Here is a 22,027-nt window from a genome sequence, read left to right on the forward strand (position 1 = left end):
TGATGGGCAAGCAGGCGTCGTGGCCGCGACTGGCGGGATGTCTTCTCGCGGCGGCGCTTTGGCCGCTCGGCGCCCTCGCGGCCAAGGCGCCCGATCCCGTCAAGGCCGAGGCCATCTTCAGCGATGGGCCGACACGCGGCGGCTTCGCACTGGTCGCGCCGGGCAAGGCGCCGACGATCGTCGTCGACTCCGCCGACGCCCGCGTCGTGCGGCACGCGGCCGAGGACCTGGCTGAAGACATCAAGACCGTCACCGGACAAGTCGCGCCTGTTAAAGGCGAGGCGACAGGCGGCACGGCCATTCTGGTCGGTACGCTGGGTCATAGCGCCATGATCGACCGGCTGGTCGCTTCGGGCCGTATCGACGTCTCGCGCCTGAAGGGAGCCTGGGAGAGCTTCGTCATCACGACGCTGGATCGTCCGCTGCCCGGCGTCGACAAGGCCGTGGTCGTGATCGGCAGTGATCGCCGTGGCGCGGCTTTCGGCGTCTATGAACTGGCTCAGCAGATGGGCGTCTCGCCGTGGGCCTGGTGGGCTGACGTCACCCCAAAGCATCGCGATACTTTGTTCGTCCGCGCGGGCGCCAAGCGTTTCGGCCCGCCGTCGGTGCGCTATCGCGGGATCTTCGTCAACGACGAGGACTGGGGCCTCTATCCCTGGGCCGCCAAGACCTTCGACCCGCAGCGCGGCGATATCGGTCCGAAGACCTATCGCCGGATCTTCACCTTGCTGCTGCGCCTGAAGGCCAACACCTTGTGGCCGGCCATGCACCACACCACAGCGCCGTTCAATGATGACCCGGCCAACGCCAAGCTAGCTGACGAATACGGTATCGTCATGGGCTCGTCCCACGCCGAGGCCATGCTGCGCAACAATGTCGGCGAGTGGAAGGACGATCCGGCCAAGTTCAACTACGCGACCAATCCCGAGGGCGTGAAAGCCTATTGGGACGAGCGCGCCAAGGCCAATGCGCCCTATGAAAGCCTGTGGACCGTCGGCATGCGCGGCATCCACGACACCGGCATGGTCGGACCCAAGACGATGCAGGAAAAGGTGGCGCTGCTCGACAAGATCATCAGCGACCAGCGTCAGATCCTGAGCCGGGAGGTCTCGACCGACACCGCCAAGGTCCCGCAGATCTTCGTGCCGTATAAAGAGGTGCTGGAGATCTACCGCGCCGGCGTGAAGGTCCCCGACGATGTCACCATCGTCTGGCCCGATGACAATTTCGGCTACATCCGACAGTTCGCCAGCGCCGAGGAGGCCGGGCGCAAGGGCGGGGCGGGCGTCTATTATCACCTGTCCTACCTCGGCTATCCGCTGGCCTATCTCTGGCTGGCCACGACGCCGCCGGCCCTGGTGCAGGAGGAGATGATCCACGCCTGGGATAAGGGCGCGCGCAATGTCTGGATCGCCAATGTCGGCGACATCAAGCCCGCCGAGATTGGAACCAGCCACTTCCTCGAGATGGCCTGGGATATCGATCGTTTGCGCGGTCGCACCCAGCGCCAGTTCCTGGAAGACTGGACGGCGCGCAACCTGGGGCCGGACCTCTCGGCCAAGACCGCAGAACTGCTCGACACCTATTACCGGCTGAATTTCGAGCGCCGTCCCGAACATCTGGAATGGCAGCCCCAGGCCGAGAGCCGTCACCTCAGCAGCTATACGCCCGCCCAAGTGAACGACCGCCTGCGGGCGTTCCGTCGGCTGGCCACCGAGACGCAGGCGACGGGACAACGGGTTCCGCCCGAACTTTCCGACGCCTGGTTCGAGCTCGTCGAGTTCCCGATCCGGATCTCAGCGGCCGCCAACATGCGGTTCTTCGCGGCGGAACGCTACAATGAGCTGATCGACAGCGATCAGGCCATGGCGCGCTCGGCCGGCGGGGCGGCGGTGCTGGCCCAGGCCGAGATCAACGCCTTGACCACGCGCTTCAACGAGCGGATCGCGGGCGGCAAGTGGCGCTGGCTGATGCCCGAGGAGCCGGCCGATAGCCAGTGGCGGATCTACCGCGCGCGCTCCATTCCGTTGCCTGGCGCAGGCTTGACCGCCGACCCGGCGAAGTTTCTGGCGGTGGTCGACGCCCCCACGCGAACCGAAGAACCGATCATCGAAGCCGAGGCCTTCACCGCCAACACCGGCTGGCGCCTGGTCGAAGGCCTGGGGCGGGGGCGCGGGGTGATGGTCGCGGACAGCAAGGGCGCCACCTTGACCTTCCAGGTCGACGTCGCCTCCAGCGGTCGTCGCCTGCAACTGGGCGTCCTGCCGATCTTCCCCGATGGCCAGGCCAAGGAGATCGAGGCGGAGGTCAGCATCGACGGCGCTCCGCCCGAGCGCGTGCGTTGGCCGCGCGCCGTCGGCTCGCCGGCATGGGCCCAGGGCGTGCTCGATAACCTGCTGAAGGCGACCGTCGGGCCGGAACTGAGCCCCGGGCGGCACACGATCCGCGTCACTTCGGCGGTCGGCCGCGTCGGCTTGGATCAGTTGCGTCTCGTTGAGCCCGAGACGGTTCTGACCCACGAAAACCACTGATTCAGTCGCGCACTGGCGTATGCGCCGCGCGTTCACATTGGGGGGGCGGCGGTGCGGCGCCTGAAGGCCTGCGTCCTACCGCCGCGGCTAGATATCGAGACAGTATCGTAAGGTATTGTTAACGATAATGCTGACGTCATTGATGCCAATATATGAGAATCCTCAAGTCAAGTATGAGTAGAGCAAATATCTTGTAAACAACCTGTATCGGCCCCGGTGTTGCTGACGCCGGAGGTGGGGCGGCACGCAATGCGAATTGTTGAGAATGTAAAGATTGGCGCCAAGATCGCCGCTATGATGTTGGGGCTGGGCCTGATCGCCTGAGCATCGCCGGCTTTGGCGGCCAACAGTTGATGACCACTGATGCGGACTATTCGGTGATGACCGACGTCCGGGGGCCAGCGCTGGTCAAGATGGCGCGCGCTAATCGGGCGATGAACCAGATGGGCTATGCGGCCAGCATGTCCGTCTTCTACGTCGGCGCATCGCCGGAAGGCGCGTCGGCGCGGGCCAAGTACGAAACGGCGTACGGCAAGCTACAGACATACCTCAAGGAAGCCGGCGAAGGCCTCCCCGAGGCGACCGACCAGATCAAGGTGCTCACACAGGACGCCACGGAGGCCAAGGCGGCGCTCGACAAGGTCATCGCGCTGGGCTTGGAAGACCGTGACGCCGAGGCGGCCCAGGCGATGATCCCGGCGGCGAAGCTGGTCGATGCGTTTGGCGCCGCGAACACACAGCTGGTCGACGCCACTATCAAGGCGAGCGCCGCGCAATCGCAGGCGATGAGCGACGCTGTCAGCAAGACGCGCTGGACGCTGCTTGGAATCGCGGTGCTGGGCACCGCGATCGGCGTCGGCGCCGCCCTCTGGATGACGGGTGCGAGCATCACCCAGCCGATCCGCCGCCTCGGCGACAGCATGCGTCGCCTGGCGTCCGGGGATCTCGACACAGTGGTCGAGGGCCAGGGGCGAGGCGACGAAGTCGGCCTGATGGCCAAGGCCGTTCAAGTCTTCAAGGACAACGGCCTGGCCGCCCGCGCTCTGTCCGGCGACGCCGAGCGGCTGCGCGCTGACTCCGAAGCCGCCCGCGAACGCACCGAGGCCGAGCGCCGCCAGAACGAGGCCGAGCAGGCCATGGTCGTTCAAGCCCTGGCCGCCAGTCTGACGAAGCTCGCCCAGGGCGACCTGACGGCCCGGATCGACGCGACGTTCAACGGCCAGTACGCCCAGATCAAGTCGGACTTCAATCGGGCGATCGACAGCCTGCGCGAGGCCATGGGCGCCATTTCCGGTTCGACCGACGCCATTCGCGCCGGGTCCGACGAGATTGCGTCGGCGTCCGATGACCTGTCGCGTCGGACCGAGCAGCAGGCGGCCAGCCTGGAGGAGACCGCCGCCGCCCTGGACGAGATCACGGCGACGATCAAGCGCAGCGCCGAAGGCGCCCGCGAGGCGTCCGGCGCGGCGTCCGGCGCCAAGATCGCCGCGGAAAAGTCCGGCGAAGTCATGGAAGAGGCGGTGGCCGCCATGACCGAGATCGAGCAGAGCTCGGGTCAGATCACGCAGATCATCGGCGTGATCGACGAAATCGCCTTCCAGACCAATCTCCTGGCCCTGAACGCCGGCGTTGAAGCGGCGCGGGCGGGGGAGGCGGGACGCGGCTTCGCCGTCGTCGCGCAGGAAGTGCGGGCCTTGGCCCAGCGCTCGGCCGACGCGGCCAAGGAGATCAAGACCCTCATCGCCAACTCCTCCTCACAAGTCGAGCGTGGCGTCAGGCTGGTGGGGGCCACCGGCCAGGCGCTTTCCGACATCGTCGAGAAGGTGGCTCAGATCGACACCTTGATCTCCGAGATCGCCCAATCGTCCCAGGAGCAGTCCACCGGGCTGAACCAGGTCAATGTCGCGGTCAATCAGATGGATCAGGTGACCCAGCAGAACGCGGCCATGGTCGAGCAGGCCACCGCCGCCGCCGCCGGCCTCAGGAACGAAGCTGGCCAATTGACCGGCCTGGTCGCCCGCTTTGAAACGGGCCGAGGCGCGGAGCGAGCCGTCACGGCGCGGCCCAAGCCGGTCGCGGCCCAACCGGCCGGCGCGGAACGACAAGCGCCGTCTCGCAACCCCGTGGCCATGCTGCAATCAAAGATCGCCGGCCTTGGCCGCCCCGGCGGCGCTGCTGCTGCTGCCGCGCCGTCGCAGGGTTGGGAGGAGTTCTGACCGCGTCAGCCCGGACCTGTCCGACGTCGAGAACAAGGCCCAGGCAAGATCACCGGCGCTGATCCCAAACCGACGCACGATTTGTCGGTTTGGGACGCTCGATGGGACGCGGGTCAGCTGACCAGAGAGTGCATGAACTCCAGCTTGGCGACGGGCTCGAGCGGACCGGCGGCCTTCAGCAGCTTGAAGGCGTCATCGGCGGCTTGAAGCGTGTGGTCGATATCCCCGTCGGTCATCGCCGTGGTGATGAACATGTTGTGCCAGGGGTGGAAGTAGACGCCGCGCTTGAGCAGCGCGTTGTTCCAGAAATAGCCCTTGGCCCCGGTCGGGTCGTCGTCGACCATGATCAGGGGCATTTGGGCCGGCCCGGTCTGGCGCAGGCCGAAGCCGTTCTGGCTGGCGACCGCGTCGAGGCCCTCGCGCAGGCGCTCGCCCAAGGCGATGCTGCGCTCAAGATAGTCGGTTTCACGGATCAGCTTGAGGGTCGCGAGCGATGCGGCCATCGGCGCGGCCGAGAACCAGTATGAGCCGGTCGCATAGATTGTGGCCGCCGCGAACCGGGCGATGTCGGCGCCCAGCAGGGCCGAGATCGGGTGACCGTTGGCGATCGCCTTGCCCCAGCTGGACAGGTCCGGTTTGACGCCGACGAGAGACCAGCTGCAGTCGCGGGCCAGGCGGAAGCCGGCGCGGACGTCGTCGACGATCAGTAGAGCGCCATGCTCATCGCACAGCTGGCGAGCCCGGCGGGCGTATTCGGGATTTGGCAGCTCCTGGTCGACGAAGGTGTCGTGCTTGATCGGCGCGGCGAAGATCGCCGCCAGATCCGAGCCCGCCTCGCGCACGGCGGCCTCCAGGCTTCCGACGTCGTTGTACTCATAGAAGATCTGGTTGGCGCGATCGGCCGGCGTGACGCCGTTCTTCAAAGGTGTGCACCAGGGCGCTGCCCCGTGATAGGCGCCCTTGGCCAGGACGATGGTCTTCTTCTGGGTGAAGTTGCGGGCGATCATCATCGCCATGGTGGTGGCGTCGGTGCCGTTCTTGCAGAACAACGCCCAGTCGGCGTGGCTGACCTGAGCGGTCAGCGCCTCGGCCAGCTCGACCATGGCCGCGCCCGGCCCGGTCATGGTGTCGCCCTGCTTCATCCGCTCGACATAGGCCGCGTTGATCCCAGCATGGCCGTAGCCGAACAGGTTGGGGCCGTAGCCGCACAGGAAGTCGATATAGCGGTTGCCGTCGACATCCCACAGATGGGCGCCTTCCGCCCGATCAAAGAACTGCGGATAGTCGTCGGGCAAGAGCATGACCGACTGATGGCCGTACATGCCGTTGGGGATCACGGCCATGGCGCGCTCGCGCAGCGCGGTGTCCTTGCTGTTCGTCCAGGTCATGCGGGCGCCCTGCCTTTAAGATAGTTTTGACTATCATATCGACTGAGGCATAGTGCCTGTCAATGTATCGGGGAGAGGGCGGCATGAAGACCGGCTTGGCGTGCATCGGACTGACGACTCTGGACGTGGTGGCGCGCGCCATCGACGCCCTGCCTGAAGGGGAGGGGACGACCCTGATCGAAGGCATCGCCTGCGCCCCGGCGGGGACGGCGGCGGGCGCCGCCCTGGTCGCCGCCAAGCTGGGCATGTCGGTCAGCCTCGCCTCGGCCGTGGGCGATGATCTGGTCGGCCGCTTCATCCGCATGGCGCTGGACGAAGCCGGGGTGGACCTGAGGGCGCTGGAGACCCTGCCGGGCCTGCCCAGTTCCACGACCGTGCTGGCCGTGGACTCGGCGGGACGGCGGCCAAATTTCCATGCCTTGGGCGCGGGCATGTTGGCGGCGGCCACGCCGCAGGCGCTGGCGGCGGCCAGGTCGGCGCGCTTTCTGCACTATGCCGGGATCGGCGGCCCAAGGCTCGACGGCGGTCCTGGCGCGGACCTGGTCCAGGCGGGGCGCGAAACGGGCGCGACCGTGACATGCGACCTGATCTCGCCGCAGCCCTCCGCGCTGGATGAGCTGAAGCGGATCCTGCCGCATGTGGACTATTTCCTGCCTAGCGCGGCCGAGGCCCGGATGCTGACGGGGCAAGACGATCTCTTCGCCGCCGCCGATATCTTCATCAGTCTGGGCGCCAGGAACTGCCTGGTCAAGAACGGCGGGCTCGGCTCGGTCGTGGTGGTGGACGGGGCACGGACGACCTTGCCGGCCTATGCGATCAAGCCGATCGACACAACCAGCTGCGGCGATTCCTACTGCGCCGGCTTCATCGCGGCGCTGGACCGGGGTTGGCCGCCGCTGGCCGCCGCGCGCTTCGCCACCGCCACGGCGGCGCTGGTGGCGCAGGGCCTGGCGACCCTTGGAAAGCTGGAGAGCTTTGAAGCCACCGAGGCGGCCATGCGCGCCATGACCCTGAACGGAGACGTCTGATGACCGTCGATGAAGGCGCGCTGCGCCAGCGCATGACCGAGGTCATGAAGGCGATGGACGACAGGGGGCTCAACCGGGGCACCTCGGGCAATGTCTCGGCGCGGTGTGGCGAGGCGATGCTGGTCACGCCCAGCGGTATTCCGGCCGGACGCCTGGTCCCCGAGCACATGGTGCTGGTCCAGCCCGACGGCTCGACGGCGCAGGGCGCGCTGAAGCCGTCCAGCGAGTGGCGGATGCACCAGGGCATTCTCGATCGCCGGCCCGATGTCGGGGCCGTGGTCCACTGCCATTCGCGGCACGCCACCATCCTGGCCTGCGCGGGCAAGCCGATCCCCGCGGTTCACTACATGGTCGCCGTCAGCGGCGGGACCAGCGTGCCGGTCGCGCCCTATGCCACGTTCGGCTCCGAGGACCTGGCCCAGGTCGTGGTCGAAGCGCTGGATGGCCGCTACGCCACACTGATGGCCAATCATGGCCAGATCGTCGCCGCGCCCAATCTCGACTACGCCCTGGCCATCGCCGAGGAGATTGAGGAACAGGCGGCGGTCTATTGGGGCACGCTGGCGATCGGCGGCCCGACGCTACTGGCGGACGAGGAGATGAACCTGATCCTCCAGCGCTTCAAATCCTACGGTCAGCGCTGATGAGCGTCTCAGAAGCGCTCGTCGACGCGCAGGTCCCGGTCGCCTCGCCGCCGAGGTGGGACGCCGCCATCAGTCAGGCCGTCGGGGTCGTGGCCTTGCTGATCGCCGGATTGCAGCCAGTGATCCTGGGCGCGATGGAGCGGGAGGAGCGGCTCAGCACGGCCCAGATCGGCCTGGCCGCCACCGTCGAGCTGATGGCCCTGGGTGTCGCGGCGGGGCTGGCGGCCGCTTTTCTAAAGCCGACCAACATCCGGCTGAAGATGGCGCTGGTCTGCCTGCTGCACGCCGGTGCCATGATGGCCACGACGCTGGTTAGCGGCGTTGGCGTCATCCTGGTGCGCACCTTGGCTGGAGCGTGCGCCGGGGTCATGTTGTGGCTGGCTATAGGGGTGATCGCGCGCTCGTCCCGACCGGAGCGCGCTTCCGGTGTCTTCGTCACCCTGCAGACCTTCGCCCAGCTGGTGCTGGCGGCGACCTTGCCGGCCACGGTCATGGTCCACGGCGGCGTAAACGGCGCCCTGACCTGCCTGGCGGTGATCTCCGTTTTGGCCGCCCTGGCGGCGCTGACCGGCCCCGACCGCCTGGCCGCCTTGCCCAAGCACGAGGACGGCGGCCGCCTGGATAGCCGCGCCCTGGCCGGCCTTGCGGCGGTCTTCCTGTGGATGGCCTTCATCGTGGCCCTGTGGGTCTATCTGGAGCCGTTGGCGGCCCAGGCTGGCCTGTCCCCGCGCGAGTCGGGCATGGCGATCGCCCTGGCGCTGGGCCTGCAGGTCCTGGGCGGGGTGGCCGCCACCGTGGTGGGTGATCGCGTTCCGCCGGCCCGGATGCTGCTCGGCGTCGGCGTGCTCAACGCCACCATCCTGGCGGTGCTCTGGAGCGGACCGGGCCGTCTGCCGTTCGCCGCCTGCGTGGCGGCGTTCGGGTTCCTGTGGCTGTTCGCCCTGCCGTTCCAGACCCTGCTGCTGATCCGGATCGACCCGACACGGCGCGCCTCGATGCAGCTGGGCGCGGCTCAGCTCCTGGGCAGCAGCGCCGGGCCGCTGGCGGCGTCGATGGTCGTCGGCGACGGACCCGTCCGGCGAGCGTTGATCCTGTCGGCCGCCTGTCTGATCCTGGCCCTGGCGCTGATCAGTCTCTTGAGGCCGAAGTCGCCCGCGTGAGGTTCTGGTAGTACAGTCCGACCATCCAGCAGATCTCTTCGTTGATCTTGTCCTCGTCCTGGTCCGGCTCCTCCAGGACCATTTCGGTGGCGGCGTACATCATCTGGGTCGTCAGGCGTGTGGCCGTGCGCAGGCGATCTTCGCTGGCGTGCGGGTTCTCGGCCTTCAGGATCTCGAACAGGGCCTGGGCGACCATGTCGCGCGAGGTGGTTCGCACCTCCTGCAGCATCGGTAGGGCGCGCAGGGCCCGCAAGATCCAGTCGCCGCCCGGGAAGTCGCGGGTGATGGCGTTGACCTGCTTTTGCAGATCGCGGTTCTTGGCGACCGACTCTTCCAGCGAGGCGGCCTTGATACCGCCGTCCTCGAGCCAGGCCAGGACCACCTTGTCCTGGGCGTCCATCAACCGGTGCGCCAGCTCCTTCAGCAGCGCGTACTTGTTGGGGAAGTAGCGGTAGAGCGCCGGCGGCGTCAGGCCGGCGCGCTCGCAGACCAGGTTGGTCGTCAAGCGCTCGAACCCCACCTCGGCCAGAAGTTCGCCGGCCGTGGTCAGGATCACCTCGAACGTGTCCTTGCCCCGCCGCCGCGAGGGACGGGACTTGGTGTCCAGCGACGGTGCGGCGGTCTTGTTGGCGCTGGTCTTCGCGGCGGTGCTTCTTGCCATGCGATCCTGATAGCAAGATTGACCGCCGCCGACCAACTCCAGCTAGTAGTGGTAGCGCAGGAAGACGCCCAGGCTGCGCGGGCGGTTCATGCTGAGCAGGTCCTCGCCCAGGCTGTCGATGTTGGAGATCGACACTACATAGGTCTTGTCGAACAGGTTGCGGGCGAAGGCCCCGGCCTCGATCTTCCGGTCCGGCGAGCGCCAGCTGACCTGAGCCCCGGCGACCCACACCGCGTCTTGCGACAGGCGCGGGGCGTTGGAGTTGTCGAAATAGACCTTGGATGAATAGTTGGCGTCGACATTGGCCACGATCGACGATCCGTTGGCCAGCGGGGCCACATAGGTGGCGGACGTGTTGAAGGTCACGCTCGGCGACTGCGGCAGCCGGTTGCCGGTGAAGTCCTGTCCCTCGCTGAAATAGTCGCCGTACTTGGCGTGTAGCAACGACACGCCGGCCGTCAGGGTCAGGGGCTGGATCGGTCGCGCGGTGATCTCGGCCTCGCCGCCATAGACTTTTGAGTTCGCGGCGTTGTCCAGCACCAGCACGGTCAGGCCGTTGCGCAGCGCCTGGGCGAAGACCTGCTGGTTCTTGTAGTCGTAGTAGAAGCCCGACAGGTTCAGCCGCACACGGCGGTCGAAGAACTCGGATTTCATGCCCACTTCGTAGGCGTCGAGCGTCTCGTTGTCGTAGGGCTCCACCTCTGCGGGGGTGGAGGCCAGGCCGCCGAAGAAGCCGCCGCTCTTATAGCCGCGATTATAGGTGGCGTAGACATTGGTGTCCGGCGTCACCTCGTAGCGCAGGCCCAGGCGTCCCGAGAGCGCCGAGAAGGTCTTCTTCTGGTCAGAGGTCAGCAGGACGATCAGGCCGTCCTCGATCTGGCTCTGGTAGTTCATGTGCTTCTTGTCGGCGGACCAGCGCAGGCCGACCGTGCCGGTCAGCTTGTCGGTGATCTTGTAGTCGGCCTGGCCGAACACGGCGTAGCCCTTGGTCGTCTGGGTGTAGGGCCAGCCGAATACGGCGACGCTGTTTTCCGGGCTGAGGCCTGTCGGATTGTCTGGCGTGGCGAACAGCGGGCGAAGGTCGCGCAGAGTGTCCTGGCGGGTGTTGTCGCGAACCGTCTCGTCCATGAAGTAGCCGCCGATCACCCAGTTCAGACGGCCTGACGGCGTGTCGGACTGCAGGCGCAGCTCCTGGGTGAACTGGTGCTGGCGAGAGCGATAGTTGATCTCCAGCATCTGGGCCGGGCTGCCGTCGGTATTCTCGACGTCGTTGCGGTGGGCCCATTGCCAGGCGGTGACCGACACCAACTGCAGGCCGTTGAAGGACCACGTCGCCTGGTTCGAGGCGCCAAACAGGTCGACCTTGTCCTTGCCTTCCAGGTTGGCGTCGATGGCGCGTGGGTTCTTGTCGGTGTCGGCATAGCCCAGGAGGTCGGCGCAGGCGCCGCTGGCATAGGCGTTGGGCGCGCAGAGACCGCCCGGACCCGTGGCGGCGGCGGTGGAGGGGAAGAGGGCGCGGTGCTGCGGGGCGATGGCGTCGCCGCGATTCACGTAGCGATTGACCTGGGTCAGCATCTCGAAATTGTCTGTCGGCGTGAACAGCAGCGACAGGCGTCCCGCCCAGTGGTCCGCGGCGTTGACGTCGTTGCCGGTGATCCGGTTGTAGGTGTAGCCGTCGTCCTTGACCCACTGACCGGCGGCGCGGAAGGCCAGCTTGTCGGCGATGATCGGGCCGCCGACCGCGGCTTCGGCGGTGACGGCGTTGAAGGTGGCGTACTCCAGCGAAGCGTCGGCGGTGAAGCTCTGGGTGGGGCGCTTGGTGGTGATATTGATCGCGCCGCCATTGGTGTTGCGGCCGTAGAGTGTGCCTTGCGGGCCGCGCAGCACCTCGACCTGGGCCAGATCGAAGAAGCCGGCCATCTGGGCCAGCGGCGAGCCGATATAGACGCCGTCGACATAGACGCCGACGCCGCTGGAGGCGTTGGGATTGAAGTCGCTGAGACCCACGCCGCGGATATAGATCTTGGGATTGGCGGCGGCGTCATTGGCGCTGATCCGCATGCCGGGCGCCATGTTGTTCAGGGCCAGCACGTTGTTGACCCCGCGCGACGAGAGCGTGTCGGCGGTCAGGGCGGTGACCGAGACCGGGACGTCCTGCAGGTTCTCCGAACGCTTCTGGGCGGTGACGACGATCTCGGCGATCGCCGTGTCCGCGTCGCTCGACGTCGCTGTCCGGGATGACGTCGCCTGGGCCGAAGCAAGGCCCGGCGAAAGCGCCAGCATGGCGCAGCCCATGAACATAGCCGCTTTCATTTTCCAATCCCTTTAGCCCGGTGCTTCGACCGTTGGTCACATTACGATAATAAAAACTATCGCAATGCAAGCGCGGCGAGGGCAAGCGGCAGGCGTCGGACGAGCCCGCTCAGGCCGGCGGTGCATGGTTTGCGGGCTGGAGCGATGGCAAAGCGCTCAAAAGTGTTGGTCGGTCGCGGCATTCGCCCCGCAATAGACGGCGAGGTCGCGCATGGCCTGGCCGGTCGCATCGCGGGCGTGCCGGAGCGAAAGCGGTCCTTTAAGTCTCCCGCCGAGCTTCGTCGGAGATCCATTCCGCGAAGATCCTGGCCGGACCTGCTGGCGCTCGCGCCTCAGGACGTAGGAGCCAGTACGCGGCCTTGGGGGAGCGCACCACCGTCGCGAACGGCGCGACGAGCTGGCCCTTGGCGATCAACGGGTCCACCAGGCTCAGCCGCCCCAAGGCCAGCCCCTCGCCACGTAGCGCCGCCTGGAGCACGACATTGTAGTCGGTGAGTTGCACCTGCCGCCGCGCCGACAGGTCGAACCGTTCGGCCTCGGCCCAGACCTTCCAGTCAAAGGCCTTCTTGGTCATCAGCAGGGGCAGGGTCTCGATCGGGCCGGCCTCAGGCCCAAGGACGGGTGTCAGGCGTTCGGTCATCAGCAAGCTGGCCTCTACGCCCGGCCAGCGGCCATCGCCGTAGCGCACCGCGAGGTCGACGCCGTCGCCCGCGAAGTCGGCGGCGGCGAGGGTCGGGTCCAGTTCGACCTCGATATCGGGATAGGCGGCGCGGAAGCCGGCGAGCCGAGGACCCAGCCAGTGGGCGGCGAACGAGGGCAGCACGCTGACCCGCACGACCCGACGACAGGCCAGGGCGGCTGTGCCCTCGGCGATCAGGGCGAAGGCGCGGCTGACAGTCTCGTAGTAGCGTTGGCCGGCCTCGGTCAGGGTCATGCCGCGACCGTGCCGGACGAACAATGTGGCGCCCAGGTCTTGCTCCAGTTTGCGGACGTGCTGGCTGACGGCGCTTTGGGTGATCAGCAGCTCGCGGCTGGCCCGCGAGACGCCAGCGTGCCGCGCCACCGCTTCGAAGGCGCGCAAGGCATGGAGCGGCGGCAGGAGCGGGGAGGCGCGCATTGCGAGATATTAGTCAAACCGAACGCTTGCGGCCAAGGTTCGAATTGGCGGCGGCGGGACCCGCGGCCTAGAAACGGGGCGACCCCAATACCGGACGCTCCCATGCCCCTATCCCGTCGCCTCGTTCTCGCCGCCGTCGGCGCGGCGCCGCTCATCGGGGCGGCGGCTCACAGCCAGGAAAGCACGATGTCTCCCAACCACGCCTTGAGCGAACGCCACGCCCTGATCACCCAGCGGATCGCCGCCCTGGGGATCGATCTGGGCCGATCGCAGCCGGGCGGGGCCTATGCCGCGGCGGTGGAGGATCGCGGTGTTGTCGAGGTCAGCGGCATGGTGCCCAGCCTTGATGGCAGGGTGATCGCGGTCGGTCGGGTGGGCGCGGAGGTGACGCTGGAGCAGGCGCAGCACGCGGCCATGGTCTCGGCTCTGCGCTGCCTCAAGGCGCTCGAGGACCACCTCGGCGACCTGGGGCGGATCAGGAAGGTGACCAAGATGAGTGTCTATATGCAGGCGGCGCCGGGCTTCTATCAGCTCAGTGAGGTTTCGAACGGCGCATCGGAACTGCTGGCCAAGGTGCTGGCCCCGGCCGGCGCCCATGCGCGAACCTCGATCGGGGGCGCCGCGCTGCCGCGTAATGCTGTGCTGGAGCTGGACATGACGGTGGCGGTGGACCCGGCCTAGGGGCAGGCAGTCGCCCAGGCCTTCAAGCGTCGGCGCAGCCCGTGGAAGCCGCCGGGCGACGGCTTGGTGGCCGGGGCGGCTTGGGCGCCCCGAACCTGGCGGCGAGTTGGATTAAGTTTGTGCAGCTTGAAATTGCAAGCTTAACTCAGGTGTAGTTTGAAAACCGGAGGCATTGAATATTTTTCGACCGCGGCTGAGCGCCGCGATCGTAATTAAACATGAGTTAATTTCCAAGCTTCACCATTAACTCGAATCTTGTTTCGGGGCTTGTGGATCATTGGAGAACATCAGAATTAGCCGGAAGCTGAGTATCGTTTTCGGCTTGTTGACCTTGATCACGCTGGTCGTGGCCGGGCTCGTCTTCGCGAATTTGAAGCAGATCGCCAAGGCGTCTGACTGGAATGACCACACCCAAGAGGTCTTGGGCCAGGTCGACATCGCCGGATCGTCCATGGTGGACCAGGAGACCGGTGTCCGCGGTTATCTGGTCTCCGGCCAGGATGGCTTCCTCGAGCCCTACCACAATGGCGGCAAGAACTTCGCCGCCGCCGTCGTCGCCTTGACCACGCTGACGGCCGACAATCCTGCGCAACAGGCGCGGATTTCGGTGCTCAAGGCCGAAGCCGCGCGTTGGGAGACCAGTGTGGCCTCGCGCGAAATTGCTCTGGTTTCGTCGGGAAGCGGTCTTGAAGCGGCGCGCGCGCTGGAGGCTTCCGGCGCGGGCAAGGCGTCGATGGACGCCATCCGCAAGACTCTGGGCGAAATGCGCGACGCAGAGGCCAGCCTGCTTGAAACGCGTTCGGCTGAGCGTGATCGCAGTGTTCTTCTGAGCCAGATCATTCTTGTCGCCGGAGGGCTGACCTCCGCGGTGATCTCGGTCGCGCTCGGCCTCGCCATGACCCGTCTGATCGCCCGGCCCGTCACGGCCATGACCCGCGTCATGAGCCGCCTGGCCTCGGGCGATCTGGAGGTCGTGGTCGCGGGGCGTGAACGCGGCGACGAAGTTGGCGACATGGCCAAGGCCGTTCAGGTCTTCAAGGACAATGGCCTCAGGGCCCGCGCCCTGGAAACGGAAACGGAAGGCATGCGGGCCGCGGCCGAAACGGAGCGAGGCCGCACCGACGCGGAGCGGCGCCGCATCGAGGCGGAACAGGCCATGGTGGTGAGCGCCTTGGCCTCAAGCCTGGGCTTGCTGGCGCGAGGTGACCTGACCGGCCGTATCGAGGCTGAGTTCGGCGGCGAATATCCGCAGATCAAGGTCGATTTCAACGCCGCCGTCGACAGCTTGCACGAGGCGATGAGCGCGATCTCCGGCGCGACCAGCGGTATCCGTGGCGGCTCGGACGAGATCGCCGCGGCTTCCGACGACCTGTCCCGCCGCACCGAGCAGCAGGCCGCCAGCCTTGAGGAAGCAGCCGCCGCGCTCGACCAGATCACCGCGACCGTTCGGCGCAGCGCCGAGGGCGCCAAGCGCGCTTCGGCCGCGGCGACGGGCGCCAAGTCCGACGCCGAGCAATCGGGATCGGTGATGCGCGACGCGGTCTTGGCCATGGGCGAGATCGAACAGAGCTCGGGTCAGATCACGCAGATCATCGGCGTGATCGACGAAATCGCCTTCCAGACCAACCTGCTGGCCCTGAACGCCGGTGTCGAAGCCGCTCGCGCCGGGGAAGCCGGGCGTGGTTTCGCGGTCGTCGCCCAGGAAGTGCGCGCGCTTGCCCAACGCTCGGCGGACGCGGCCAAGGAGATCAAGTCCCTGATCGCCGGCAGCACCGCGCAGGTCGAGCGCGGGGTCAAGTTGGTGGGGGATACGGGCCAGGCCCTGAACGCCATCGTCAGCAGGGTCTCGGAGATCGACGCCCTGATCTCCGAAATCGCCCAATCCTCGCAGGAGCAGGCTACGGGGCTCGCCCAGGTCAACACCGCCGTCAATCAGATGGATCAGGTGACCCAGCAGAACGCCGCCATGGTCGAGCAGGCGACGGCCGCGTCTGTTGGCCTGCGCAGCGAGGCCGGCGAGCTGGCCAGGCTGGTGGGACGCTTCCGGACCAACGCTCAGCCGTCCCAGCAAAGCCCGGTCGCGACGAACCGTCCCGGTCGCCGCGCCGCTTAAATTCTCAAGGCTGGGCGGCCGAACTCGTTCAAGAGGACGCGGTTCGGCCGCCTTTTCCCTGGCCCCGGCTAGGCGCTGTGCGGCGCCGCCGATCGCCGGGCGGATCCCTCGCCCTCTATCGCCCGACTGATCGTCGAGAACAGCGCGGCCATCTCCAGGGGCTTGGTCAGGACATCTTTCATGCCGGCGTCCAGGCACGCCTGGCGTTGGTGGTCCATGGCGTCGGCGGTCAGGCCGATGATCGGGATCGTGTCGAGACGAGGATCGGATCGCACGCGGCGCGTGGCCTCAAGGCCGCCCAGCACGGGCATGTTCACGTCCATGAGAATCAGGTCGCCGGGCTCGGCGGCCAGAAGGTCGAGCGCGATCTGGCCGTTCTCGGCCTCGAAGAGCGCGCAGCCCAAGGGAGCCAGCATCAAACCGATCACCTTCCGGTTCACCGGATGATCCTCGACCAGCAAGATCTTCAAACTGGCCGGCGGGGGTTCGAAGATGTCATCCATATCCGGCTTGATCGACGGCTCCGCCACCGGGACCTGGCAGCGGAAGCTCAAGGTGAAGGTCGAGCCTTTTCCCTCTCTGCTCTCGACCTTGACGTCACCGCCCATCAACTTGGCCAGCCGATGCGTGATGTTGAGGCCAAGCCCCGTGCCGCCGAACCTCTGGGCGGTGGTCGCGTCGGCCTGCTCGAAGGCGCCGAACAGCCGCGCGCAGGTCTCGGCCGACATGCCAATGCCCGTGTCGCTCACCAAGATATGAGCCATCACCTCATGGTCGCCTATAGGCTCGCACCGCAGACGCAGCACGACGCCGCCCGTCTCGGTGAACTTGATGGCGTTCGACAGCAGGTTAGACACGCACTGGCGCACGCGGACCGGATCGAAAATCAGGGTCGGCGGCGTGTCGTCGATGTCGAGGGTCAGGCCTAGGCCCTTCTCCGCCGCCAGCACGCCGTGGATCTTGGCCAGGCGCTTGCATTTGCGCCTCAGGTCGGCGCGTGGCGGCGCGATCTGCAGCTTGCCCGCCTCGATCTTCGACAAATCCAGCACGTCGTTGAGCAAGGTCAGGAGATTGCGCCCGGAATCCTCGATCAGCTCGACCTGTTCGCGCTCTCCAGGCTCGAGGGGTTCCAGCTTCAACGCCTGGGCCAGGCCCAGCATGCCGTTGAGGGGCGTTCGAAGCTCATGGCTCATCGTGGGGCGTCCATCGCGGCCGCGCCGGCCGCCTCGATATCGGCTGACGAGAGCCGTCCCTCATGCGCGCGGATCTGATCGCCCAGCGCCTGAAGCCGCTCGGCGCGCGATGCCGCTACCGCCACGCCGCTCGCCATGGAGAGGATGATGACCAGCACCAGGCAAGCAAGCCCTGGAGACCGTATCCGGCGCCAATCAAGAACCGCCCTGCACCACATGTCGAAATCAATCCCGTCGCCCGAGGTCGGGCGCTTCAAGCCACAGCGAATCGGGCTGGTGCTCCGTGGAGCGCCCGGCCCGTCAAGAATGTCCACTGTAGCGAACAACTGCAAAGGGACGCCGACGGGATGATGTCGACCAGCCCGCTGTCGGGACGCTCCTCGTCAGTTCCGATTGGTCACGCCCTGGCGATCAAACCGCATCACCACGGCGCGCCCCCTGTAAGCGATCGTTCGACCGACGGGCGTGCCTTCGGCATCGACAACGACGACATTCAGGGTCCGCTGCTTGACCATGCCGGGGAATGCGCCGCGACGTGAACCCACCGTCAAGGTGCGCGTCGCATCGTTCCAACTGAGATCGTAGCGCGCCGATTGGCCCTTTTCGTAGGCGTAGGTTTCGTTGTCGTCCTCGTAGAGCGTGAACTTGCCGTCCGCGCCGGGATAGATGCGGATCTCATAGGGCGCATCCGGACGCTCCGTCGCATACTGCATGATCGGCCCCATCGGGATGATCGCCCCGGCCCGAACGTAGAGCGGCATGACGTCGAGCGGCGCCTGGCGCGCCACAGTCTGGCCACCGGCATGGCGCTGGTTGCTCCAGAAGTCGTACCAGTCCGCGCCTCGGGGCAGGTAGGTGCGCATCGTCAGATCGCGCGGCGCGTTCAACACCGCGGCGTCCCGCTTCAACTCGCTGGGCGTGCGCCAGACGAAACGGAACACCCGGCCGCCCTCCGGGTGGGAGAACTCAAGCCGGACCGGCAGCCTTTCGCCCGCCCTGAGCGTGCGGCGCACCAGCCGCGTGCGGGTCGCCGCGCGGTTCCACTCGTCGACCACCGTCTCACCGCCCAGAGCAAGGCGCATACCGTCGTTGCCCGTCAGCCCGATCTCGTATTCACCGTCTTCGGGAGCGATCAACTCGCCCTCCCAGCGCGCTGAGAAATGGCTCAGCGAGGGCAGGCCGGGTGGAAGTTCCGCCAATGGCGGATCTGGCCAGGTGTGATCGATCTTCTCGTCAACGGTCTGGCCGCGCGGCGTCTCGAAATTCTCTCCAGAGAAATATCGCACGGTCAGGCCCGGCTTGCCGTCGGCGGTACGCAGCTGTCGCCCGGGGACCGTCGTGGGGGACGAGGGGAGGATGTTGTACATCGCTCGCGTCACCGGATGGACCAGCAGCGACGGGCCGAACATGAAGCTGTCGTTGATGCCGAAGGTCGCCGGATCCTTCGGGAAGTCCATCGGCAGGGCGCGCATCAGGGTGTAGCGATCGGCCGTGACCTTTGCGCTCAGACTGTAGGTGTAGGGCAACAGTCGGTATCGCAGTTGCGTCGCCTCAAGCAGCGTCTTGTACACCGGCGGATCTAGCGTCTTGAACAGATAGGGCTCGCGCTCGACGCTCGTGCCGTGGACCCGCATGATCGGATTGAAGGCCGCATATTGGAACCAGCGGGCATAGAGCTCGCGCCAGGCGGGGTTCTTCTCGCCGCCGGGGAAATCGGTAACGAAGAAGCCGCCGGTGTCCTGGGTCCAATAGGGATTGCCGGTAATCGTGACGTTCACGCCGCCCGCCACCTGCTGGGCGAAGGTCTTCCAGCTTGCGTAGATGTCGCCCGACCATGAGGCCGCGGCCGTCCGCTGAGCGCCCGCCCATGCCGAACGCGTCAGCGTGAAGACGCGCTTGTCGCTGGTCGCGCGCTGACCCTTGTAGGTCCCTTCGGTGGTCAGCAGCGAATAGGGGTTCAAATACCGGGTGAAGTCGCCCATCGCGTTGCTGCCCAGCGCCTTGGTGTCGCGGACGTTGTCGACCGGGTTCCACATCGCCGAGCTAACCTCGACCTCGGTCCCATCCATCCAAAGCGCGTCGACGCCCTTGTCGAGCAGGCCCGATTTGATGTGCTTGAAATAGATCTCGCGGCCCTTGGAGCTGTAGGCGTCGTAGACGCGCGCCTGCTTGGATATCCAGTGCAGCGGCTTGAAGCGCAGATTGTGCTGGTCGAGTTCGCGCCCGAGCGCGGTGTCGTTGCCGACCGAGGGCCAGATCGAAACCATCAGCTTCATGTGCAGGTCGTGGGCCTGCCGCGTCATGCCGACGGGATCGGGGAACCGCGTGGGATCCCAGGTCATGCCGGACCAGCTACCGTCCTTGTCGCCGCCCCAATATTGCCAGTCCTGGACGATGTAATCGAGCGGGAAGCCTTCCTTGCGGAACGTCCTCGCGACCTCCAGGAGACGGTCTTGCGTGGGGTAGCGCTCCTTGCTCATGAACAGGCCGAACGCCTGCTTGGGATACATCGGCGCATCGCCGGTCAGCCACCGATATGCGCCGACCACGCCGTCCATCGTGTCGCCGGCCATGAAGTAGTAGTCGACGCCGCCCGGCGCGCTTTCCGCCCAGAGGCGCGCGCCCTGGTCGTCGTCCTTGAAACGCATCTGCGAATAGGTGTCCCAGAGCACCCCATAGCGCTCCGTAGAGACGATCACCGGAATGATGATGCCGACGTTTGTCTGGACCAGCAGCAGGTCCTTGCCCCGGCGGTTGACCTCATCATCGCCGGTGAAGCCAAGGCCGTAGACGCCTTCATCAGGTTTGAGCGTGAAGCGGTTCTCGACCTCATAGGTCGGCGCTTCGGCGATGGTGCGTTTGTCGATCGACTGGGGCGCGTCGGCCTTCTCGCGTGTCAGCAGACGGCCCGAGGAGTCATAGTAGGTCAGCGCACCGCCGCGCTTGTCGATGACGACGCGCAGCTTTGGACCGATCAGGTCCAGCGTATCGGCGGTCTCGTGGAGGGTGAAAGGCGCGGCCTCGGGCTGGCGGATCACCACGAGGCTCGGCGCGGTCCAATAGCTTTGGCCCAGGTTGGCGTTCACCCGCACGATCGTCGGCGAATAGAAGACCACCGACTTGGTGACGCCATTCAGCTGGAACTGCACGCCGTTGCGGAGTCTCGAAAAGTGAAAAGCCGCATCGGCGGGTCGCGCCAGGGCCTGGAATTGGCCCAGAGCATCCAGGCCGGTGGGCGTTGTCGTCGGCTGCGCGAACGCCGCGGTGGCGGCGAACAGGGCGACCGCCACCGTCGTGAGCGTCCAACACGCCGTCACCGTGCGAGCATTGACCTTCGACACGCGTTTCTTCCCCAGTCGCTGTCCCTCCCGTTTCGTCAGTGGAGGGTGATTTTGGTTACCGGTACCATAATGACGCGAGGCGGCAAGCCATCCGTCCTGCGAGACGCCGCCCAGACGGTTGCGCAGGTCGAGAACCGGCATGACCGTTCCCCGGAGATTGATGACGCCGCGGATGTCGATGCAGTATTCCTGGCCGCCGATCTCGAACGAGATCAGTTCAAGCTGGCCGGGATGGGCGAGGGAGGCTGTCAAAACTCCTCCCAATTGTCTGTCTTGACTGCAACGGCGGCCGAGCCTGGGCGAGCGCCGGCGAAGGCGGCGATCTTGCGCTGGGTGGCGTGAACGGGGCTCGCGGCGGCCGGGGCAGGGGCCGCAGCCGGACGTCGGACCGGCGGCTTCGGTCCCGCCAAACTTGAACTTGCGCCCAGAGGGCTGCGGCTAGAGCGCCACGCGCTGCGGGCGGAAGGCTCGCGCGATGGCGGCGAACAGGACCGCGACATGCTCCGTCAACCAGCTGACGGGGTTTTCGCCGGGGCGCTGGCGGCTGGTCACCCAGGTGGCGACGCAGACCGTCGCGAAAAGCGCGGCCGGCCCGCCGACCGTGACGATCGCCGGAAGATGGACCGCCGAGACCATGGCCTGACCCAGGATCATCGAGGTCTCGAACAGGAACAGCAGAACCCCGCCGGTGGCCATGGCCGAGCCGGAGCCCGCGCGCTTGGCGCTCAGGCCGAACGGTACAGCCAGCAGCGGCAGTAGGGGCAGGATCAACGCCCGCGACGACCGGGCGAAGAGTTCGGCCAGCAGAACCTGTCGGGGGAGCGCAGGCGTCGGCTTGCCAAACCCCTGCTGGGCCAGCTCGATCAGCGTCAGCTCGCTGACCTCGTCCCCCCGCAGCCGGAGTAGCTTCGCCGACTGTGCCAGGGGCAGGTCGAAGGCGAAGCGCGAGAAATTGGTGACATAGACCTGGGCCTCGCGGGTCGTGCTGACCTGTCGGCCGTCGCGCAGTTCCAGCTTGACGATCTGATCGCCCGCGCCCTTGAGGACCACCGCCGAAATCGCCGTGAGCACGTCCTCGCGTCCATCGGGGCCGATCTTGCGGATGAAGACATGCTTGAGCCGGCTTCCGCTGGCGTCGGCGTCATCGGCGGTGAGGAAGACGTCGGGACTAGCCGTGAGCAGGGCCTTGGCCCTGACATCGCCGTTCCATCCGGCGTTCGCGGCCGCATGCAGGACCGCGTGATAGGCGTAACGACTGTAAGGCTGGATAAAGCCGAAGAGCAGAACGCTGAAGACCATCAGCACGACGCCGAGGCCGACGAAAGGCGCGGCGAAGCGGCCCAGCGACGTGCCACTGGCCAGGATCGCGTCGATTTCGGAGCTTTTGTTGAGGCCGTTGACGACGACGAACAGGCCGATGAAGAAGCCGCCGGGCAAGGTCAGCCCCACATAGTGCGGGACGAGGTTGACCAGAAGCTCGGTCAGGAACTTGAAACCGTCCGTCGTCTGAGAAAGCAACTGGAAGGAGCGCATGAGGCGCTCCATCAGAAACGCCACCATCGTGCTGATCAGGACGGCTGACATCGGCGTCAAGGTCCGCCTCAGCAGATAGCGGTCGAGTATGGTCGGGAGCATGTCGCG

Annotated in this window: 14 protein-coding genes and 3 pseudogenes; 8 read left to right on the forward strand and 9 right to left on the reverse strand. The window is 66.5% G+C overall.

The window, feature by feature from the left end; translation table 11 throughout:
* The first annotated feature begins 2 nt into the window (after positions 1-2).
* The 3 genes and pseudogenes from CSW62_RS09625 to CSW62_RS27440 form a co-directional block, all read left to right on the forward strand.
* Entirely contained in the window at positions 3-2,531 is a 2,529-nt protein-coding gene (locus tag CSW62_RS09625) for a glycosyl hydrolase 115 family protein (protein WP_369827450.1), read from the forward strand.
* Between the two features lie 872 nt (positions 2,532-3,403).
* Positions 3,404-3,544: pseudogene (locus CSW62_RS27435) on the forward strand (HAMP domain-containing protein); the annotation flags it as partial.
* Positions 3,545-3,673: 129 nt separating this feature from the next.
* Positions 3,674-4,747 (forward strand): annotated as a pseudogene (locus tag CSW62_RS27440) (methyl-accepting chemotaxis protein); the annotation flags it as partial.
* 113 nt (positions 4,748-4,860) lie between these two features.
* Here CSW62_RS27440 and CSW62_RS09635 read toward each other — a convergent pair.
* Positions 4,861-6,135, reverse strand: coding sequence for an aminotransferase class III-fold pyridoxal phosphate-dependent enzyme (locus tag CSW62_RS09635; protein WP_099577230.1), 1,275 nt, complete (start codon positions 6,133-6,135; stop codon positions 4,861-4,863).
* An 83-nt stretch (positions 6,136-6,218) separates the two neighbouring features.
* Here CSW62_RS09635 and CSW62_RS09640 point away from each other — a divergent pair, with 83 nt between their 5' ends.
* From CSW62_RS09640 to CSW62_RS09650, 3 genes are read left to right on the forward strand one after another with little or no spacing between them, the layout of a single operon-like run.
* Positions 6,219-7,163 carry a carbohydrate kinase family protein gene (locus tag CSW62_RS09640; RefSeq protein ID WP_099577232.1) on the forward strand — a complete coding sequence of 315 codons (945 nt, stop codon included), beginning with the start codon at positions 6,219-6,221 and terminating at the stop codon, positions 7,161-7,163.
* Positions 7,163-7,807: a class II aldolase/adducin family protein gene (locus CSW62_RS09645; RefSeq protein ID WP_099577234.1), complete on the forward strand. Its 645-nt coding sequence runs from the start codon at positions 7,163-7,165 to the stop codon at positions 7,805-7,807. Before CSW62_RS09640 ends, CSW62_RS09645 begins: the two co-directional genes overlap by 1 nt.
* Entirely contained in the window at positions 7,807-8,967 is a 1,161-nt protein-coding gene (locus tag CSW62_RS09650; RefSeq protein WP_099577236.1) for an MFS transporter, read from the forward strand. The genes CSW62_RS09645 and CSW62_RS09650 overlap by 1 nt, the downstream gene beginning before the upstream one ends.
* Here the strand turns inward: CSW62_RS09650 and CSW62_RS09655 are convergent.
* From CSW62_RS09655 to CSW62_RS09665, 3 genes are all read right to left on the reverse strand, one after another.
* Positions 8,936-9,628, reverse strand: a complete 693-nt coding sequence (locus CSW62_RS09655; RefSeq protein WP_099577238.1) for a TetR/AcrR family transcriptional regulator — start codon at positions 9,626-9,628, stop codon at positions 8,936-8,938. The two genes, CSW62_RS09650 and CSW62_RS09655, sit on opposite strands and share 32 nt — an antisense overlap.
* Positions 9,629-9,670: 42 nt before the next feature.
* A complete protein-coding gene (locus CSW62_RS09660; RefSeq protein ID WP_099577240.1) occupies positions 9,671-11,941 on the reverse strand; it encodes a TonB-dependent receptor in 2,271 nt (756 codons plus the stop codon).
* 259 nt (positions 11,942-12,200) lie between these two features.
* Positions 12,201-13,058: a LysR substrate-binding domain-containing protein gene (locus tag CSW62_RS09665; protein ID WP_099577243.1), complete on the reverse strand. Its 858-nt coding sequence runs from the start codon at positions 13,056-13,058 to the stop codon at positions 12,201-12,203.
* Positions 13,059-13,160: 102 nt separating this feature from the next.
* Between CSW62_RS09665 and CSW62_RS09670 the strand changes: the two genes are divergently transcribed.
* Positions 13,161-13,739, forward strand: a complete 579-nt coding sequence (locus tag CSW62_RS09670) for a RidA family protein (protein ID WP_158235415.1) — start codon at positions 13,161-13,163, stop codon at positions 13,737-13,739.
* A gap of 325 nt (positions 13,740-14,064) precedes the next feature.
* A complete protein-coding gene (locus CSW62_RS09675; protein WP_233206648.1) occupies positions 14,065-15,852 on the forward strand; it encodes a methyl-accepting chemotaxis protein in 1,788 nt (595 codons plus the stop codon).
* 68 nt (positions 15,853-15,920) lie between these two features.
* Here the strand turns inward: CSW62_RS09675 and CSW62_RS09680 are convergent, their stop codons facing one another.
* The 5 genes and pseudogenes from CSW62_RS09680 to CSW62_RS09695 form a co-directional block, all read right to left on the reverse strand.
* Positions 15,921-17,045 carry an ATP-binding protein gene (locus CSW62_RS09680; protein WP_233206649.1) on the reverse strand — a complete coding sequence of 375 codons (1,125 nt, stop codon included), beginning with the start codon at positions 17,043-17,045 and terminating at the stop codon, positions 15,921-15,923.
* The gene (locus tag CSW62_RS26880) at positions 17,042-17,203 is read right to left on the reverse strand and encodes a hypothetical protein (RefSeq protein WP_233206650.1); all 162 of its coding nucleotides are present in this window, start codon (positions 17,201-17,203) and stop codon (positions 17,042-17,044) included. The genes CSW62_RS09680 and CSW62_RS26880 overlap by 4 nt, the downstream gene beginning before the upstream one ends.
* A 225-nt stretch (positions 17,204-17,428) precedes the next feature.
* Complete coding sequence (locus CSW62_RS09690; RefSeq protein WP_369827545.1) at positions 17,429-20,386, reverse strand: TIM-barrel domain-containing protein; 2,958 nt, start codon at positions 20,384-20,386, stop codon at positions 17,429-17,431.
* A 108-nt stretch (positions 20,387-20,494) separates the two neighbouring features.
* Positions 20,495-20,638: pseudogene (locus CSW62_RS26885) on the reverse strand (chemotaxis protein CheW); the annotation flags it as partial.
* A gap of 186 nt (positions 20,639-20,824) precedes the next feature.
* A complete protein-coding gene (locus tag CSW62_RS09695) occupies positions 20,825-22,021 on the reverse strand; it encodes an LptF/LptG family permease (protein WP_099577251.1) in 1,197 nt (398 codons plus the stop codon).
* Positions 22,022-22,027 lie beyond the last annotated feature (6 nt).

The sequence above is a fragment of the Caulobacter sp. FWC2 genome (assembly GCF_002742625.1).
Taxonomy (GTDB): domain Bacteria; phylum Pseudomonadota; class Alphaproteobacteria; order Caulobacterales; family Caulobacteraceae; genus Caulobacter.